Source organism: Natrialba sp. INN-245, from assembly GCF_009807105.1.
Classification (GTDB): domain Archaea; phylum Halobacteriota; class Halobacteria; order Halobacteriales; family Natrialbaceae; genus Natrarchaeobius; species Natrarchaeobius swarupiae.
The window spans coordinates 69,810-87,288 of record NZ_WUBV01000016.1; the positions used below are offsets into that span (position 1 = coordinate 69,810).

Genomic DNA, 17,479 nt, shown 5'->3' on the forward strand with positions numbered 1-17,479 from the left:
ATTCGCTGATCGATCCGAATCGTGCCGTCTGGCGGGCCAGTATCTGGTTCGAGTCCTCGTCGATCCTGCCGAAACGGAGCGATCATCGCCACTATACGTCAGTTCATACCCGATTACACAGCTATCGTTCGATCGGTGGGCAAACAGTTGCAGTTGGTACTATATTGTGCTCCCTGCTGAAGACGCTGGCATGGGGCTGCAGCTACGAAACCCGTTCCGGTGGCCACTGACCGTCCTCGGCGGGATTTTCGTCCTGCTGGGGGAGACCGTCTTTACCGGCCAGGCGTATCGCCAATGGCCCGCCGAGTTCTCACCACTCACACACTACCACAGCGATCTGGGGATGACCGTTGGCGGTCCGCCAGGGGCGAACACGGCGCTGGGGGCGCAGTACTACAACGCGGGCCAGGTGTTCATCGGCCTCGCGGTGATCCTGTTCATCGGCGGCCTGTACGTCTACTACACGGGGGATCGCCGACGGGACGCGTTGCTCACCATCGGCCAGCTCGCCGGGATATTCATCGGGATCGCACTGATCATGAACGGCGTCTACTCGCTCGATTTCGAAACTGGCCACGCGATATGGGTCATCCCGATGTTTCTGGGAATTACCGTCGGACTCGTTCCGATCAACGCAGCCCTCTATGCCTACCCGGGATTCCCCCGGTGGATCGCCGGCTACGGCGTCCTCGTCGCGATACTCCCGCTGGGCCGGTACCTTCTGATGTACGTCACTGCGGATCCGCTCTTTATTGCCGAATGGATCCTCATCTACGCCGCGTTCGTCTGGATCTTTCTCGTCACCATCGACGCGTTCAGAAGGGGAGTACTGTCGAACAGATTCAAACGAACGTCAGAAGCACACCAGCGGGACTCGACACCTAATCCATTTCGGCGGCCACTAACCGTCCTCGGCGGACTATTCCTCCTCCTCGGTGAAGCGTTCTTCACCGGGATGGCGTACTCCCACTGGCCAGGCGCGTTCTCGCCGTTATCGAACTTTCACAGCGACCTCGGGGGCACAGTGGCCAGCGGTCGCGGTGCGAACACCGCTCTCGGCGCGCAGTTTTACGACGCTGGCCAGGTCTTTCAGGGACTTGCCCTGATACTATTCGTCGGTGGGTTGTACGTCTACTACACCCGGAGTCGTCGACGGAATGCGGTACTCGTGGCCGGGCAACTAGTCGGACTCTTCGTCGGGGTCGCGCTGATCATGAACGGGATCTACTCCGTCGATTTCGACGGACACGCGGCGTGGGTCATCCCATTGTTCTTCGCCCTGAGCGCGACACTCATTCTGCTCAATATCGTGCTGTACGGCCACCCACAATTCCCTCGAGTCGCAGCCGTCTACGGCGGACTCGTCGGACTGATTCCGCCCGTAATGTTGTACGTTACCACTCCGCTGCTCGAGTCTCCGTTCGTCGTGGAGTGGATCCTCATCTACGGCGCGATGCTCTGGATGCTCCTCGTGGTCGTCGACGTGCTTTCGGGCGAGATGCAGCAGTCCAATTACGGGGCCAGCGAGACGGCGGAGGGATAACGGGGAACCGACGTGGCAAGTCACACGTCGACGGCCACGTTGGGATTCGACGCACCCGATCGACAACTAGCGACGCGTCTGCGGATGTGCAACGTTCATACTGTCGGACAGCAGTCACTGACGCGAATTCACAAGACAGGCGCGGCAAATTCACACACTATAGTAACAACTGCAACTATTTACACACTGATCGCACAGCAGTCGTGCGATCAGGTGTGCATTGACGTGCAGTGGCTACTATAGTTCTGTCCGACGGTATCAGTCCGTACCAGCCGTTTCGGTCCGATTTGCCGGAACGCCGCCCGTGTGCTCCGTGCCGGGAATCGTCTCGCGGTTCGTCAGTTTCCCGCCACCGTAGACGACCACGAGCAGTGCCCCAACGGCGAGATAGACGATCGTCATCGATACGTCTACCGCGAGGGGCGTTTCGATCACCTCGATATCGATTTCCCACGGGTACAGCAACATACTCACGTTGTTGGCAGCGTGGAACGCCATCGCCAGCAAGACGCTGCCGCCGGTGCTGTTGTACACCCACGTGATCATCACGGACGTTCCGATCGTCTGCAAGAGATACAACACCGGAGGGATTTGCGAGTAGAAGGTACCCGGGACGAAAAACAGCGGCGCGTGCCAGAGCGCCCACACGACACCGATCACGATGCTTGCAACGAGCGCGGTGTATCGTTCCTGGAGTCGCGGCAGCGCGAACCCGCGCCAGCCGAACTCTTCGAGGCCGCCCTGAAGGAACAGTTGAAAGAAAAAGTAGCCGACGATCAAGCCCGTCCGCTCGGGCAGCAGTTCCGGCCGTGGCGGGTCACCGGTGAGGACCACGATCAGCACCGTCGAGCTGACGACGAGAACGACTGGCAACCCGACGATAGCGATCAGGTACCAGCGCAGTCCGGTCCGCCAGATGAGGACCTGTCCCGCCCACTGCCGGAGGCTTCCGCCGGTCACCCACGTGAGAAGTGCCGCAGCGAGTATCGGTCCTAACACGCCAATCGGAATCAACGGACGGCCGGTGACGATTTCGATACCGTGAGCTGTCCACGTGAACGCGATGGCGAGAACGAAAAAGAGTGTGACTTGGTGAGAACGGGCAACCGCTTGCAGATCAGTATTCATGGACGGTTCCCCCAGCGGCTATTCCGTCTCCCGTGGCCAGCGGCGAGCTCCCTTGTGTCACTCGAGCGGATATCGTGGCACAACGTTCCTCGAGGCCGAGGGCAGTCACAGTGACTGGGCTGACCACGCTCGTGTAGCTCGTGGAAGGAGATGCACGCACTCGCCCGAAGTGCCCGATATCGACGTGTGTCCTCGCCATCACCGGTGGTACAATAGTAGCCACACTGACACGATCAGTGGGTGGAGTAATAAACCCCCAGTCACAGGGAGTGGTATTGGACCCAGACAGCCTCGACACCGCTGTCTCCCGAAGGGCCGAGACAGATCCACGAAGCGGGGTGGCCGCTCGAAATTACCGTCGAGCAACGACTGCCAGCGTCTCCGGCCGGTCGTGAACGCGCTTGAGGGTAAAGCCCGCCTCCTCGAGTTGACTGGCGACTTCGTCGGGACCGAATCGTTCGTCCATCGGCGGTCCCTCGTCGCCAGCCCCCGAAGCGGACCAGTCGACGGTGACGAGACGACCCCCTGGTCGAATGACGCGGGCGAGTTCCGCCATCGTCTCGTCGGTGGCGTACTCGTGATGTGTCATCGTCGAGAACGCGCCATCGAGTTCGTCGTCGTCGAACGGCATCGAGTCGACGCCGGCCGTGACCAGTTCGACGTTTTCGAGGAGCCCCACCTCACGGTGGTACTCGTGCATTTCCTCCTGTACATCGACCGCGTACAGCGTCTCGGCGAACGGTGCGACCTCCCGCGAGTAAAATCCCGTCCCCGAGCCCAGGTCCGCGACGACGAAATCGGAATCGAGATCGAGCATCTCGAGCAGTTCCTCGCGCGAACAGAATCGGTAGCGAGATGGATCCTCGAGTTTGTCGGCGCGGTCGGTCGGGAACGTGTGAAATCCCATGTGTATACGATTGGGCGTCAGTCACAAGAGTGTACGCTTTTGCGTTCGTCCGGTCCGGCCGCGCCGTGACCCTCGAAAGCGCAGTGGCACGTCATACGGACTGCTGTCAGTCAGTGACAGTGCGACCGCGAGCAGTCCTGGGATTCCATCGGAAAATCGTCACATCAGACCGTATCAGCCGTCGAAACGGAGCAAACGTAGCCCGATCAGGCTAACGAGGACGGTCGATCCCTCGTGACCGATCACCGCGACCGGGAGTGGGATCCCGGCAGTGAGAATCGCGATCACCATGATCGCGATCGCCCCGAACGCGATGGCGAAGTTGATATACAGGGTTCGTCGAGTCTCCTTGCTGAGTGCGAACGCGTAGGGGAGCCGATCGAGTTTGTCCGACATGAGCACGATATCGGCCGTCTCGAGGGCCACGTCGGTTCCGGCGCCACCCATGCCGATGCTGATATCGGCCGTCGCGAGTGCGGGGGCGTCGTTGACGCCATCGCCGACCATCGCGACGGCGTCGTAACGCTCCTGAAGCGTCTCGACGTGATCGACTTTCTCCTCGGGGAGTAGTTCCGCGTACACCTCGTCGATTCCGAGTTCGTCGGCGATGTACTGGGCAACTCGTTCGTTGTCGCCCGTCAGCATGACGATCTGTTCGACGCCGCGCTCGCGGAGTTTCGCGATCATCTCGGCCGCGTCGGGTCGGATCGTGTCGGTGAACGCGAGCCAGCCGAGAACGGTCGGACGACCGTCGACCGAAGCGCCATCAGCGGGTTCGCTGACGACGAGGACGCTCGTCCTCCCGTGGGCCTCGAGCTCACGAACGGCCTCGAGTCCAGCCGTTTTGCCGTCTATCGGTCGCCCGTCCAGGACGCTCTCGACGTACCGCGGGTTGCCGATGTGGATCGTCTGCTCACCGACGGTCGCGTGGACGCCTTTGCCGACGACTGCCTCGAACTCGGTCGCGTCGGGCACGTCGAGCGAGCGGTCCTCGGCGGCCTCGACGGTCGCCTCGGCCAGGTGGTGTTCCGACCGGGACTGGACGGCCGCCGCGAGCGTCAGCAGTTGGTCGTCCGTCAGCGTTCCGTCTTCGACCGAACCGTCGAGTACGTCGCTCTCGACGATGCCGCCGTCGGTGGTGGCGCACGCGTTCTCGCGCGCGTTCACGTCTGTGAGTCGAGTGTTCCCTTCGGTCAGCGTCCCCGTCTTGTCGAACGCGATCGCGTCGACGTTCCCTGCCGTCTCGATGTGTTCTCCACCTTTGAACAGGACGCCCTGTCGACCGCCGGCGGAGATCGCCGAGAGAACGGCTGCCGGCGTCGAGATGATGACCGCACACGGCGACGCGGCGACCATCAGCGTCATCGCGCGGTAGAACGTCGGCTCGAACGCGTGATTCAGGACCGCAAGCGGAAACCCGATCGCGATCACGGTCATCGCGAAGACGCCGAGAACGTAGGGTTGCTCGAACCGATCGATGAGTTGCTGGGTCGGCGCTCGCTTCTCCTGGGCTCGCTCGACCATGGCGATGAGCCGGGAGATCGCCGACTCCGTGGCCGCTCGCGTGACCCGGACCTCGAGACTCCCCGTTTCGTTGATCGTCCCGCTGTACACCTCGTCTCCCGGTTCTTTCGTGACGGGGACCGACTCGCCGGTGAGCGAGGACTGATCGACCGTGCTCTCACCAGCCTCCACGATCCCGTCGAGGGGCAGCCGCTCACCGGGGCGAACGACGAACACGTCGCCGACCTCGACCTCCTCGACTTCGATCGTCACTTCCGTTCCATCCCGGAGAACCTGAGCCGACTCCGGTCGCATCTCGACCAGCGACTTGATCGCGGTCCGCGACCGGCCGATGGCGTACTCCTCTAAGACTCCCGACAGCGAGAACAGGAACAGCAACATCGCTCCTTCGAACGGCGCGCCGATGTAGAGCGCACCGAGTGCGGCGACGATCATCAGGAGGTCGATCTCCACTTCGGGTACTCGCAACGCTTCGATGCTCGCTTTGAGACCGTACCAGCCGCCGAAGACGTACGCGGTGCCGTAACAGCCCCAGACGAACCATGGCGGGGCCCCGAGCCAACTGCCGAGAAGCCCACCAACCATTCCGAAAAACGTGAGAACGACGAAGATCCCCTGACGCCTGATCTCCAGACGCTCCGTCAGCGCCGTTGGCTCGTCGACGGCGGCTGGCGCGGGGCCCGATTGCGTCTCCATACGACTCGTTTGAACCCGTCGTGGATAAGCGTTCACGTGATTCGTCTCGGATGGGAATCCAGATCGTACCGGAGTAAACTACCCTACCCTACTTCGCTCGGGGGCAATCGCCCCGCTCGCTCGTTGAGGGTGGGGCCTCCGCCTCGAATTAGGTGAAACAGCAGCGGTCGGTGCACGTCTGCCCGAACAGTATTGTGTAAACCCCACAATTTATTGGTGGCGAGTACGTACAATAGCCTAATGAGTGACTCACTCGAGGAAGAGCGAGAACAGATTCGCGAACAGAAAAAACGAGAGCTCCAGCACCGGCTCGAAAACGGCGGCGAGATGGGTGAAGACGCGGCAGTGACCCCATCCGAACCGATCGCGATCGAGGGACAGGACCACCTCGAGGCGGTCGTCGACGAACACGATGTCGTGCTCGTCGACTGTTACGCCGACTGGTGTGGCCCGTGTCAGATGCTCGAGCCGGCGATCGAGGCGCTGGCCGAGGAGAGCGACGCGGCGGTCGCGAAAGTCGACGTCGACCGTCACCAGCGACTGGCCCAGCAGCTGGGTGCACAGGGCGTGCCGACGCTGATCCTCTATGCCGGTGGCGAGCCAGTCGAGCGGACGGTCGGTGCACAGAGCAAGGGCCAGCTCGAGAAGCTGATCGACCGACATAGCACCTCTGCCTGACGGATTCTTCTCACGGGTTCGCTCGCTGGCGCTCAGGGCGAATCGAGGGCCAGTTCGTTTCAATGTAGAAAACAGCGGCGTCAAGGGACCGTCTCCGCGAACAACGGTGTCAGGGAAGCGTCTCCGCGAACCAGTCGGCGGCGACGTCGGCGACCTCCTCGAGTTCGCCCTCGCCCTCGAAGAGGTGGCCCGCGCCCTCGACGACGTACAGATCGTTCTCGCAGCTCAGCTGCTCGCGGGCCTTGCGGTTGCGTTCGAGAATCTGTGTGTCGGCCCCACCGACGATAAACAGCGTCGGTGCCCGAACGTCGGCGAGCACCGCCGAAGCCATGTCCACGCGCCCGCCGCGGGAGACCACGGCGTCGATGTCGTCCTCGAGACGCGCGGCCCCGCGCAGGGCGGCCGCAGCGCCCGTACTCGAGCCGAAGTAGCCGACGTTCGCGTCCCGCGTCTCCTCACGGTTCCACAGCCACTCGGTGACCGCGACGAGCCGATCGGTCAGCAGCGGGATGTCGAACCGATTCTCGCGATACTGGTCTTCGGCCTCGGTCAGCAGGTCGAACAGTACGGTGGCGAGTCCACGATCGCAGATGACGTCCGCAACGAAGTTGTTGCGCGGGCTCTTCCGACTCGAGCCGCTGCCGTGGGCGAAGACGACGATACCCGACGCGTCCGGCGGCATCTCGAGTACGCCCTCGAGTTCGACGTCGTCGACCGGAATCGAGACGAGGCTGTCAGGGTCCTGGACCATACCGGATCCGACGACGCGAAACGCCTTGATGCCAGGGGGACAGCTGGCGGAACTCACGACGCGACTCACCGCCCTGTGACATCCTCGCCCGGCGTAAACGGCGGGATTCTCTCGCTGCTTAAAGGTAGTTCCGATCGCTACCGGCGTTCGACCAGTGCGTCGGCCTTGCTGCGGACCCGTATCGGCTCGAGCTGGTCGGCGAACGACATCGCTTCCTCGAGTTTGGCGCGGGTCTCGGCGTGGATCGTGTACAGCCGATCGCCGGCTTCGACCTCGTCGCCGACCGTCCGGTGGACGACGAGCCCGGCTCCGCTGTCACGCGGTGCACCGGCGCGCCGGGCGAGATCGGAGAGCTGCCTGTTGTCGACGCGACTCGCGATCCCGGCCCGATCTGCCCGTATCGTCGTCGACTCCTCGCCGGGCTCGAGATCCGCCGACTCGACGTTGGGATCGCCACCCTGTGCGGCGACGATCGACCGGAACCGCTCGAGTGCCCGGCCCGACTCGAGGATCTCGGTCGCGGAGGCATCGACGCCACAGTGCTCGAGGAGCATCTCGGCGAGTCGGAGCGACTTCAGCCGGAGTGACTCGGGGCCGTCGCCTTCGAGTACGGCGAGGACGTCACGAGCCTCGAGGACGGGACCGACACCGCGACCGATCGGATCGGTTCCGTGGGTGATCGCACAGTGGATATCCATCTCGAGGTAGTCGCCGACGCGTTTGAAGTCGTCCGCGAGTTCCCGGGCGGCGACCAGACTCTCGACTTTCGCCCCTTCGCCGTAGGGGATATCGATCACGACGTGACTCGAGCCGGCGCTCCGTTTCTTCGAGAGCACCGACGCCATCAGCAACCCCTCGGGATCGATCGACAGCGGGTTCTCAGCGCGGATAATCTCGTCGTCGACGGGTGAGAGGTCGACGCCGCCACCCCAGACGAGACAGCCGTTGGTCTCGTCGACGATCCGTTCGATCTCCTCGATCGAGAACTCGACGTCGCTGACGACCTCCATCACGTCCGCGGTGCCGGCCGGCGAGGTCACCGCCCGCGAGGAGGACTTCGGCATCGTCACGCCAGCCTCGGCGACGATCGCGACCATGATCGGTGTCACGCAGTTGCCCGCGACGCCGCCGATCGAGTGTTTGTCCGCGACGATGGAGGCGTCCCACTGTAGTCGCTGGCCGACGCCGCTCATCGCCTCCGTCAAGTTTTTCGTCTCCGCCAGCGAGAGCCCGTTCGCGTAGACCGCGGAGACGAACGCACTCAGCTCCACATCCGAGAGGCGGTTCTCGTGGATGTCCCGGACGATCCGCTCGAGTTCGTTCCGCTCGAGTTCGACGTCGTCCAGTTTCTTCCGCACACACCGGACCGAGGGTGGCGTCCCCGCGAGCGTGACCTCGACGTCGCCGTGAACGTGATCGAGCGGTTCGGTTACGCCGACGGTACCCGCCTCGACCAGTTCGTCGGTCCGCTTGACGATCCCGGTCGTCGTCGCCCCGTCCCAGGCGATCCGAACGCGGTCGAGCGGGTGTGCGCCCAGTTCGTCGGCATCGACCGTGTTCAACAGGACCAGCGGCCGACTCGTTCCGATGTCGATCGTAGTGGCCTCGAGTCGCATTCGTTCGTCGAGATTCACCGCGAGGACAAAAGTGGAGCGACCGGTCGCCCTCGAGGTGGCGGGCACGGGCAACCCATCGGACGATTCCGGGTAGTGGTCCGGCCCATCTGTTATATGATCTCTCGTCACGTTGACTCCCTCGAACCGATGGACGGCACTGCTAGATTCGACGACCGAACGGACGCGGGCGAACAGCTCGGCGAGGAACTCCGCGACAGGGGCGTCGACGCGGATCTCGTCCTCGCGATTCCGCGGGGCGGACTGCCCCTCGGACGCGCAGTTGCGGACGCACTCGACGCGTCGCTCGACGTCGTCGTCGCGAAGAAAATCGGCGCTCCCGGAAATCCCGAGTACGCGATCGGGGCCGTCGCAAGCGACGGGAGCGTCTGGCGAAACGAGCAAGCGTTTCGCGTCACCGACGCCGACGAAGCGTACTTCCAGGAGCAACGCGAGGTCGAGGCCGACGCCGCCAGAAAGAAGGCCGAGCGCTACCGAAGCGGGCGGTCTCCGCCGGTCTTCGACGACAAGACGGTCGTCGTCGTCGACGACGGCGTCGCGACAGGATCGACCGCCAGGGCCTGTCTCTCGCGTCTCGAGGCGTCCGACGCCGGTCGGATCGTCCTCGCAGTTCCGGTCGGCCCGCCGGACACGATCGCGGATTTCCAGGCGCAGGTCGACGAAGTCGTCTGTCTCGAGACGCCGGCTGGCTTTCGTGGTGTCGGCCAGTTCTACAGGGACTTCACGCAGGTGTCGGACGAAGAGGCAATGGAGTACCTCGAGCGATGACGATCGCCACCACGTCGGCCCGACACGGAGACGTCGGCCGGGACGTTCCGCAGGTGGAAAACCCCACTGACTACGTGATGGCCGGTCTCGAACGATCGAGTATCGACGCGCGGCCGCGGCCGTACAGTCTGGACGACCAAACCGACCGATCAAACCCATGAACATCGAAGATATCGTTTCGACTGAGTTCGTCGAATTTACACCAGACACAACTGTATCGAAGCTCGTTGGCACGTTCGCCGACGCCGACGTCGAAGGCGTCGTCGTTCGCGGAGATACCGTCGAGGGCGTCGTCACCCGGCGACAACTCGCGAGCTCGCACCGCCAGCCAACGGAGAAACTCGGCTCGTTGGTGTGGCACGTCCCCCGACTGGCACCCGACGAGGACATCCGAGAGGTGGCACGGTTGATGATCGACAGCGACTCGCAGTTGCTTCCCGTCTTCGAGGGGCGTGACCTGATCGGCGTCGTCACCGCCGACGCCATCCTCGAGAAGGTGACGCCGTACCTCGACGCGGCGACGGTTGCCGAGGCCCAGTCGGCGGATCTGGTCACGCTCGACCCGGACTCGACGATCGGGTCGGCGCTGAATCGGTTCCGCGAGCATCGCATCACGCACCTGCCTGTCGTCGAGAACGATTCGGCGATCGGGATCCTCAGTCTGTACGACGTGACCACGATGACGGTCCGCGCGGAGGTCCAGAGTCAGGGCGGCGACGCTGGCGGAACCGACCCCTTCGGCGGCGAGATTTCCTCGAGCATGGCCCGGTCCCGTCGCGGCGGGTACGGCTCCCGCGAGGGCGAGTCCGCCCGGATGCTCGACCTCCCGATCCGGGACGTGATGTCGACGCCCGTCAGGACGATCCAGCCCGAGGAGAGCCTCGACGTCGCCGTCGAGGAGATGCAGGCGGTCGGCGGGTCGTCGCTGGTCGTGACCCAAAACGGTTCACCACACGGAATCGTCACTAAGACGGACGTCCTCGACTCGCTGACGTGGGAAGCCGGTGGCAACCGCGGCGTGCAAGTGTACGGAACCAACCTGATCGAGGACGTTACCTACGAGGAGATCGTCTCGATGGTCGAGACGTTCGACGACCGGAACGGCAAGATGAACGTCCTCGACGCGAAAGTTCACCTCCACGAACACGACGAGAAGCGCCGCGGCACGCCGCTGTTGCTCGCCCGCATTCGTCTTCACACCGACCAGGGGCTGTTCGTCGCTTCCGGTGAGGGCTACGGCGCGAGCCACGCGATAAACGAGGCCCGCGACGTCCTCGAACGACAGATCCGCGACGAGAAGACCTATGGCCGAACGAAAAAACCGCCCAGCGAGGAGTTCTGGGAGAAGCGGTTCGGCTGGCTGCTCGAGGAGTGACGCTCGGGCAACCGCGAGCGTTCGCTGTGGTCGTGGGTGAACGATCGAGCCGTGTCGGTTTCACATCCGACAGTCGGATCACCTGACGACCGTCACCGGAACGGTCGCCCGTTCGACCAGTGACTTCGCGACGCTGCCGATCATCGCGTCGATCCGTTCCGAGCGGCCGCGGTGGCTGACGAAGATCGCGTCGAACCCCTTCTCGTCGGCGTAGTCGGCGATTTCGGTCACCGGATCGCCATAGAGGAGTTCGGTCTCGACGTCACGTCCGTGTTCGGCGGCGACGTCGGCTGTGTCCTCAAGCAAGTCGAGACCTCGCCGTTCGACGTCGTCGATGCTCTCGAGGGTCAGCCGCTGGTCTGCATCCCACAGCGAGACGCTTGCAGACTCCGCTCGCGTATCGCCATCTCGAGTTCGGTCGTCTCGAGCACTCTTCGACCGGATCAAGTTCTGGTGAACGCGCTGGCAACCTCACGACGGCGAGTTTGTCACGGACCGCGAGATTCGTGACGACCGACACCCAAAAATACGGTCCTGCTTAGTACAACAACCAATATATGTTTTCTCGCTTAGCATAGTATGAAAACTATATATTTGCGTATTCAGCGGTTAGATACTGTTCGGACCGCACCTGACAGACACGTCCAGTCGCGTCGTCTAGACAATCCAACGAACAGCCACATTCCGCGCGGAAACCACGCGACTCGACGTGCACAAGGTTCGAGGTTCGATCGATAGAGAGTACTGTGGGGTCCATCTGCCGCCGCATATTTGACCCCCTCGAAGAACGTTTCTGGACACAGGGCTCGATTCAGCACCTCCTGAACGAAGAATTTGGCCTCGAATTCCATCCAAACTACCTCCCGCGACTGCTGGATGATCTTGGCCTCTCGTACGCGATTCCGCGTACGGAGGGGCCAGACCGCCCAGAGAATGCTGACAAAATCCTCGACGAACGCGTTTCCGACGCGTTCGCCGAGGATGAGACAGATGAGCCTCATAACAAGCAGCCTGAGGACGACGGTGATGAGGAAGGGACGGTCGACGACGATATTCGAACGGACGGTGGAACAACCATCGGGTTCTTCGATATCTCGCATCCACAACCATGGGATAATTCACAGCGACTCTACACGGTGAGCGAGCCGACAATCACCCGGCCGCTGGTGAAAATCGATACACCAGCGGCTGGGTTCTATGCGCTCAACGGTGAGAGCGTCCTCCAGTTTCCTCCGAATCAAGAGAAAGAACGGATCTGCGCGTGTTTCGAGGGGATCCGCGAGCAGAATCCGAGCCAGCGGATTCTGCTCGTCTTGGGCAACTTCTCGTCACACATTTGTGCGCACACGCGGAAACGCGCCCACGAACTTGGGATCGACCTCATCTTTCTTCCCGTCGGCTCACCGCATCTCAATCCAATCGAGCCGGTCTGGAAGAGTCTCAAATGGGAATCATCGCCCCTGATCGTGGAGGGCGCGGACGAGTACCGCGCCCTCCTCGATAGAATCTTCACGAACCTCACTGACCGACTAAGCTTCGCAGGTTCCTGAATAGAAAACCATCTTAGCAAATTCATCAAGAAGTTACGTTAACCACTACGGCGGAACGCCGACTCGTGAGAGATATCTCTACGCAACGCCTCTATTTTCTAGAGATTTTCCTCCAGAATATATGGTGGGTATTTTCACTGACTGAACTGAACTGCTCCCGCCATTATTTCTCACCTAGTATCTGTGGTATCAATACGCCCTTTCCAGTTCCTGATGCACATTCCGAACACCTGACTATGCCGTGCGAGCGCTGGGCTGGTGTCGACAGTTCCGTGAAATTGCCTCATGTTCGCCATCATCAACATACAAAAGCTCTGTGAGCCACTCTAACCATCGTTCAGCAGCTATTCAACAAAGCAGACGAGACATAGTTCCATATTGGCGGTGATCTCGTGCACAGATATGGGAGCATTCGCAACATCCAGGACCCCCGGTTTTATATAGCGTTGTAGGATTTATCATCCCGTCTTGCGGGAGCTCTCTTCGGAGTTCACAGATCCGCCAAATGCGTCAGTTAATGCCTCTCTCATCACCGTTCGTCGTCGTTTTCGGGCCTGTTCTTCCCCCAGGTAGTTCTCTACGACGACTCGCGGATCAGCGCTCCCCTGCTCTTCGGCGACGTGTTCGACCTGGGCAGCGAGCGCCTGGACCGCATCGAGATACGTTCGATACCAGAATCGACGGCCGTGCTGAGGCGTAGGAATTTCACCGCGAACGACCACGCCAGCCTCTCGAGCCAGACGCTTGAACCGATTCGTGACGGTATCCGGGGAAATGTGACCGGTTCGAGATGCCCTCGAAGGGAAGAGGTATCCACCCCAGCTATCCCGCTCGCTCAGGGACCGAAGTCGACACTCGAGATCTGTAACGCCGTACTGGAGGGTCACCGAGCCCGGGCCGTTCTTGCGGCCGTCGCCGAAGACGACCCGCGGATCGTCATCGGAGAGGACGAACTGGTCGTGATGGAGTGAAGCGACTTCGCCGCGTCGAAGCCCCCACGCACACGTTGCCAGGACGAGCAATCGGTCTTCGAGGTCCTCACAGGTACTGACGATCGACCGAACCTGGGCGGTCTCGAGCGCCGGTGGATCCCGGTTAGCCCGCTCAGGAGTTGCTCTCGTCCACTTTTCGTACACCGAGTCGCGAAAGTTCGCGACCGGGTTGTAAACTGCGACGTTTCGGACCGTCCGTAAGTACGTATAAAAGTCGTTGACGTCGCTGAGGTGGTGGAGTTTCGACTCCGGGCTATCGAGTTGCCGATCGAGTTCGTCGAAGACGGCCATCGTTCGTCCGTTCTCCTCCGGTGCCGTATCACGGGTTCGCGTGCGGTCAACGAACTCCGCACGTTCGTGTAATCGTCGGTACAACCGGGCAAAACGAGCGAGACGCGTTCGCTTCGAGCGAACCGTGTGTTCGCTGAGCCCCCGTCGTCGACGAGCGGTTCGGAGAAAGCCCTCGAGTTCGTCGATCGTCGTGGCGTCCTCGATTTCCCACTGATACCCATCGATGGACCCTGTATCGGGGTATCCGACGCCCTCGAGAAACTCACTGAGAGTCATCCCGTGGTGTCGACGAAGTGCGTCCTGAATCCCGCCGTAGCCGACCTCGAGGAGGTCCTGGTAGCCCGGACGCTCCTCGAGATCGTGGCCGTTTCGCCGAAGCGCTGGTTCGATTTCAACGTTCCAGAACGTTCGGAGCTCCTCGAGGGACTTGTGTGACCATCGAATTCGGTCGGAGCTCACGGTCTCACCTGCTCGAGGGCGGTGACAGTCGTTCGACTGAGTGCGAATACGCTCGTTTTCACGAGTTTCAGTATTCGTGACAGTGACTAAAACCTATCGTGTATTCGGTTGTCCCACGCAGACAACGGAAATACACCGGTGAGACACGTCTTGACCCACAACAGAAATAAACGATATAACGCTATATCAAATTCGGTACCCCTACTGGAAACACTCCAACAACGAGGACAACTTCGTTCCACTAGCAAAACCCCAAAGCGACTGAATAGATCCCTCTCGCAGCCGGTCCTAAGCCCAGACGGTCTCGCCACGAAGCGTGAGCGGATCACGACCACCGCGGGCTCGAGATGTCGGTCAACGTACTCCCCGCTGGGCGAGCCCCTCGAACAGGCCACAGTAGTGCGCCCCGCTATCAGCTCGCCGGGAACACGAGAATGTCGTATTCGGCGAGACGTGACGACTTCTAAGAGGGACATCCCCGGTTCTCGACCGCGCTCTGGACCTCGGTCCGATTGCAATTGCAACACGGATTCGACGACCGAAAGGGGAAGTATACGTCCCACGTCCGCGTGGGCTCTTCGGCTCGATTTCGGCCGAGTGCCGTTATCGTCGACCCTCGAGCGCCACACGTGGTCCCTGGGGGGCTCCCAGTGAAACGATCCGGCGATCAATTCCTGTCGGTCACCAACCTCGGCTCGGACGTCCCCACGACGGCCGGTCCGAAACCGCGGTGGGCCGAGTCGTGTACCTTCGGCCGATGTCCTTCGGCCCCGATCGCTACGGAGCACCGTGTGTCCGCCAGGGACAGGGCGTGGACCCACGAGAGACTACGAACATATTATATCTAAAATTTTCGGATCGAATAGAACAGACAGCTCGTGTTCGGCTCGTTACGGTTGCTTCCAATCGAGGTTCGCCGAAACCGTTCGACAAGTACGCCTCCAATCTCGGTTACTCCGCGCGTTTTCGCGTCTCATAAATCTGGTCGGCTACTTCGTCGATATGGTCGAGAGCCACCTTCAAAATCGCGTCGTGGACTTCACGGGTTTCGTCGTCTCGAATCCCCATCCGTCGAAGCTCCGGCGTGACGGTAATTCCCAACTCGTCCTCGAGTTGATCCCACGTTTCACCGCGCGCGTAGAGAGGTTTTTGTCGAACGTCATCGTACTCGAACGCTGGTCCGGATTCTGACGGCGGTTCGGGTTCCGGCTCCGTCTGTGGTTCGGGATCGGCGTTGGCTGGTACCGAACCCGCAGGTTCCGACGCCGGCCGACCGGTATCGGCCCCGTTTCGGTCGCCCTCCAGGCCAGATTCAGTTGCCGTCTCACCGTCGTCGCCGAGGTCGTCGAACGGATTATCGCTCATCGGCTGATCCCCCCATTCGAGACGATCTCCGCGAGTTCGCGGTAACAGTCGATCTGGTCGCTCTCCGGTGCGTAGTCCTGTAACGGTTGGTTGTGCTGGAGCGACCGGGAGAGTGCGGATCGGTGGCGAATCCCCGGCTTCGGTGCCTGCATCTCACCGTCGTCGATCCGATCGAACTCCTCGCCCGTGATGCGTGCGAACTCGGGAACGACCTCCTGGAGCGGCTGACCGTCGTTTACCTCGTAGGTCGCCGTATTGAGATTCTCGAGGAGTTCGCGGTCTTCGGTCCGGTGGTCGATCCGATCGGAGAGTTTGTTCGGCACCACCGCGAGAACGTCGACATCGATGTACTCGCGTGCGGGTTCGATCAGCCGTTCCATCGTTCGTTTGTATCCGCCGATCGCACTCGAGCCGGGTTCGATCGGGATGATGACGTTCCCGGTGGCGACGAGTGCGTTGTTGTTGAGCATCCCCGGATACGCCGGGCAGTCGAACACGATGTAGTCGTAGCGATCTCCCAACAGCGGGTCGACGATGTTCGATTTGACGCGAGCCGACCCCTGCATGGCCCCCGCGAGATCCTTCTCGACGTCCTCGAGCGTATCGGACGACGGGAGGAGATCGAATTCGTACTTGGTCTCTCGAATGAGATCCCCCGGCGTCGCGTCACCGTCGAGGAGTACGTCACCGAGGTTGATGTCACTCTGGTATGCGTCCTGATAGCCGAGTCCGTTCGTCGCGTGACCGTTCGGGTCGAGGTCCGCAAACAGGGTCCTCCCTCGCTCGGCGAGCTGGCGCGCGAGGTTCATCGACGTTGTTGACTTCCCGACTCCGCCTTTCAGAATGACCACGCTTACGGCCCGTGGTGCGTTCGTCGTTCCCATTGTATCACGTTGTCCGCTACACCTCAGGTACCTATTGTACCCTGAGTTTCTGTTTCGACGGACATTCTCCACACGTATCGTCTCGCACTTAATTCTACCGTAGGTAGCTCCCACAGGTGGACCAAGTCCCCTAGATGAAATAGTGGTAATAGGTGGCTAAGGCTAAATAGGTGCACCACCTGAGCCAGGTTTCTCACCTAAGTCAGAAATTTTACCTGAGTCGAATTGTTCAGCTGGTTCAGTTGGCCTACCTGACCCATGCTATTTACCTGGTTCGGGTAACTTATCCAAGCTAGCTAAACCACCCTGGACAGTTAGAGTCGGCACATCAGGTGAGCGAGATCGGTAGTGTGAGGTGGCTACAGTGCTGGAATCTGCTGAGTTGGACAGCGGAGATGCGTTAGACACCGGAGGTATCTCACCCACCGAAGCTAATTGATCTGCTAAATCTCTCGTCTCTCGAGTAGCCGGTGCAGGTAGCGACCTCACTTCGGTTAGTTGCAGTCGACCGGCTCGCCCAGTGAAGTCAACGTAGTGAAAAACAGAACACGTCCTGACCCATCAGATCTCGAAGGTGTCAGGAATCGAAATTCAATCTCGTTCAACGACCTTCGGCGAACCAACTGAAATCTGTCGTATGGACCAGCCGTTGACGTTAATTGTAAATTGAGTGTCCAGACACCATTCAAGAACTACTCAAGCCGCAGTTCGACTCTATGACGAGAGCACCGAAAGGGCCTCAAGAGCGACTCGGTTGTCAGGTGGAACTGGAACGTCGGGTCTCTCCATGCACAGGGTCGGAAGAGAGACGATATATTCTTACCGTCTATCGGACACGTCGAGGCCGCCGAACGAACGCGTTTCCTCCTCCTCATCGCCATCTCGTTCGTCCGCGTCAGCGGTCACGCGCTCGTCGCCGTCATCAAGCGGTTCG

General features: G+C 61.1%; 13 protein-coding genes and 1 pseudogene. 5 read left to right on the forward strand and 9 right to left on the reverse strand.

Features of this window, described 5'->3' with window-relative positions:
• The first annotated feature begins 190 nt into the window (after positions 1-190).
• Positions 191-1,543 (forward strand): hypothetical protein, encoded by a 1,353-nt coding sequence (locus GRS80_RS20615; protein ID WP_235019646.1) that lies wholly within the window; start codon positions 191-193, stop codon positions 1,541-1,543.
• A gap of 258 nt (positions 1,544-1,801) precedes the next feature.
• On the opposite strand, the gene GRS80_RS04660 is transcribed toward GRS80_RS20615, so the two are convergent.
• The 3 genes from GRS80_RS04660 to GRS80_RS04670 all read right to left on the reverse strand — a co-directional run bounded on the left by GRS80_RS04660 (position 1,802) and on the right by GRS80_RS04670 (position 5,798).
• Positions 1,802-2,671, reverse strand: coding sequence for a CPBP family intramembrane glutamic endopeptidase (locus tag GRS80_RS04660; RefSeq protein ID WP_160046551.1), 870 nt, complete (start codon positions 2,669-2,671; stop codon positions 1,802-1,804).
• A gap of 352 nt (positions 2,672-3,023) precedes the next feature.
• Complete coding sequence (locus GRS80_RS04665; protein ID WP_160046552.1) at positions 3,024-3,578, reverse strand: class I SAM-dependent methyltransferase; 555 nt, start codon at positions 3,576-3,578, stop codon at positions 3,024-3,026.
• A 174-nt stretch (positions 3,579-3,752) separates the two neighbouring features.
• The gene (locus tag GRS80_RS04670) at positions 3,753-5,798 is read right to left on the reverse strand and encodes a heavy metal translocating P-type ATPase (RefSeq protein ID WP_160046553.1); all 2,046 of its coding nucleotides are present in this window, start codon (positions 5,796-5,798) and stop codon (positions 3,753-3,755) included.
• A gap of 240 nt (positions 5,799-6,038) precedes the next feature.
• Between GRS80_RS04670 and GRS80_RS04675 the strand changes: the two genes are divergently transcribed.
• Positions 6,039-6,476, forward strand: coding sequence for a thioredoxin family protein (locus GRS80_RS04675; protein WP_160046554.1), 438 nt, complete (start codon positions 6,039-6,041; stop codon positions 6,474-6,476).
• A 109-nt stretch (positions 6,477-6,585) separates the two neighbouring features.
• Here the strand turns inward: GRS80_RS04675 and GRS80_RS04680 are convergent, their stop codons facing one another.
• Both GRS80_RS04680 and GRS80_RS04685 read right to left on the reverse strand, forming a co-directional pair.
• Positions 6,586-7,227: a dienelactone hydrolase family protein gene (locus tag GRS80_RS04680; protein ID WP_160046580.1), complete on the reverse strand. Its 642-nt coding sequence runs from the start codon at positions 7,225-7,227 to the stop codon at positions 6,586-6,588.
• Positions 7,228-7,364: 137 nt separating this feature from the next.
• Complete coding sequence (locus GRS80_RS04685; RefSeq protein ID WP_160046555.1) at positions 7,365-8,843, reverse strand: AMP phosphorylase; 1,479 nt, start codon at positions 8,841-8,843, stop codon at positions 7,365-7,367.
• 147 nt (positions 8,844-8,990) lie between these two features.
• On the opposite strand from GRS80_RS04685, the gene GRS80_RS04690 reads away from it, so the two are divergent.
• Together GRS80_RS04690 and GRS80_RS04695 are read left to right on the forward strand one after the other, a co-directional pair.
• A complete protein-coding gene (locus GRS80_RS04690) occupies positions 8,991-9,629 on the forward strand; it encodes a phosphoribosyltransferase family protein (RefSeq protein WP_160046556.1) in 639 nt (212 codons plus the stop codon).
• A 157-nt stretch (positions 9,630-9,786) separates the two neighbouring features.
• Positions 9,787-11,004: a CBS domain-containing protein gene (locus GRS80_RS04695; RefSeq protein WP_160046557.1), complete on the forward strand. Its 1,218-nt coding sequence runs from the start codon at positions 9,787-9,789 to the stop codon at positions 11,002-11,004.
• A 78-nt stretch (positions 11,005-11,082) separates the two neighbouring features.
• Here GRS80_RS04695 and GRS80_RS04700 read toward each other — a convergent pair whose 3' ends face one another.
• The gene (locus GRS80_RS04700; RefSeq protein WP_343161451.1) at positions 11,083-11,448 is read right to left on the reverse strand and encodes a universal stress protein; all 366 of its coding nucleotides are present in this window, start codon (positions 11,446-11,448) and stop codon (positions 11,083-11,085) included.
• Between the two features lie 320 nt (positions 11,449-11,768).
• Here GRS80_RS04700 and GRS80_RS04705 point away from each other — a divergent pair.
• Positions 11,769-12,554: pseudogene (locus tag GRS80_RS04705) on the forward strand (IS630 family transposase); the annotation flags it as partial.
• Positions 12,555-13,012: 458 nt separating this feature from the next.
• Here GRS80_RS04705 and GRS80_RS04710 read toward each other — a convergent pair.
• From GRS80_RS04710 to GRS80_RS04720, 3 genes are all read right to left on the reverse strand, one after another.
• Positions 13,013-14,296: a tyrosine-type recombinase/integrase gene (locus GRS80_RS04710; protein ID WP_343161449.1), complete on the reverse strand. Its 1,284-nt coding sequence runs from the start codon at positions 14,294-14,296 to the stop codon at positions 13,013-13,015.
• A 951-nt stretch (positions 14,297-15,247) separates the two neighbouring features.
• Positions 15,248-15,661 carry a hypothetical protein gene (locus tag GRS80_RS04715; protein WP_160046559.1) on the reverse strand — a complete coding sequence of 138 codons (414 nt, stop codon included), beginning with the start codon at positions 15,659-15,661 and terminating at the stop codon, positions 15,248-15,250.
• Positions 15,658-16,545: a ParA family protein gene (locus GRS80_RS04720; protein WP_160046560.1), complete on the reverse strand. Its 888-nt coding sequence runs from the start codon at positions 16,543-16,545 to the stop codon at positions 15,658-15,660. The genes GRS80_RS04715 and GRS80_RS04720 overlap by 4 nt, the downstream gene beginning before the upstream one ends.
• Positions 16,546-17,479 lie beyond the last annotated feature (934 nt).

Excerpts from the sequence above, each read along its gene's own strand:
- GRS80_RS20615 (WP_235019646.1), top strand. The coding sequence starts at position 191 with ATGGGGCTGCAGCTACGAAACCCGTTCCGGTGGCCACTGACCGTCCTC.
- GRS80_RS04660 (WP_160046551.1), bottom strand. The coding sequence starts at position 2,671 with ATGAATACTGATCTGCAAGCGGTTGCCCGTTCTCACCAAGTCACACTC.
- GRS80_RS04665 (WP_160046552.1), bottom strand. The coding sequence starts at position 3,578 with ATGGGATTTCACACGTTCCCGACCGACCGCGCCGACAAACTCGAGGAT.
- GRS80_RS04670 (WP_160046553.1), bottom strand. The coding sequence starts at position 5,798 with ATGGAGACGCAATCGGGCCCCGCGCCAGCCGCCGTCGACGAGCCAACG.
- GRS80_RS04675 (WP_160046554.1), top strand. The coding sequence starts at position 6,039 with ATGAGTGACTCACTCGAGGAAGAGCGAGAACAGATTCGCGAACAGAAA.
- GRS80_RS04680 (WP_160046580.1), bottom strand. The coding sequence starts at position 7,227 with ATGGTCCAGGACCCTGACAGCCTCGTCTCGATTCCGGTCGACGACGTC.
- GRS80_RS04685 (WP_160046555.1), bottom strand. The coding sequence starts at position 8,843 with ATGCGACTCGAGGCCACTACGATCGACATCGGAACGAGTCGGCCGCTG.
- GRS80_RS04690 (WP_160046556.1), top strand. The coding sequence starts at position 8,991 with ATGGACGGCACTGCTAGATTCGACGACCGAACGGACGCGGGCGAACAG.
- GRS80_RS04695 (WP_160046557.1), top strand. The coding sequence starts at position 9,787 with ATGAACATCGAAGATATCGTTTCGACTGAGTTCGTCGAATTTACACCA.
- GRS80_RS04715 (WP_160046559.1), bottom strand. The coding sequence starts at position 15,661 with ATGAGCGATAATCCGTTCGACGACCTCGGCGACGACGGTGAGACGGCA.
- GRS80_RS04720 (WP_160046560.1), bottom strand. The coding sequence starts at position 16,545 with ATGGGAACGACGAACGCACCACGGGCCGTAAGCGTGGTCATTCTGAAA.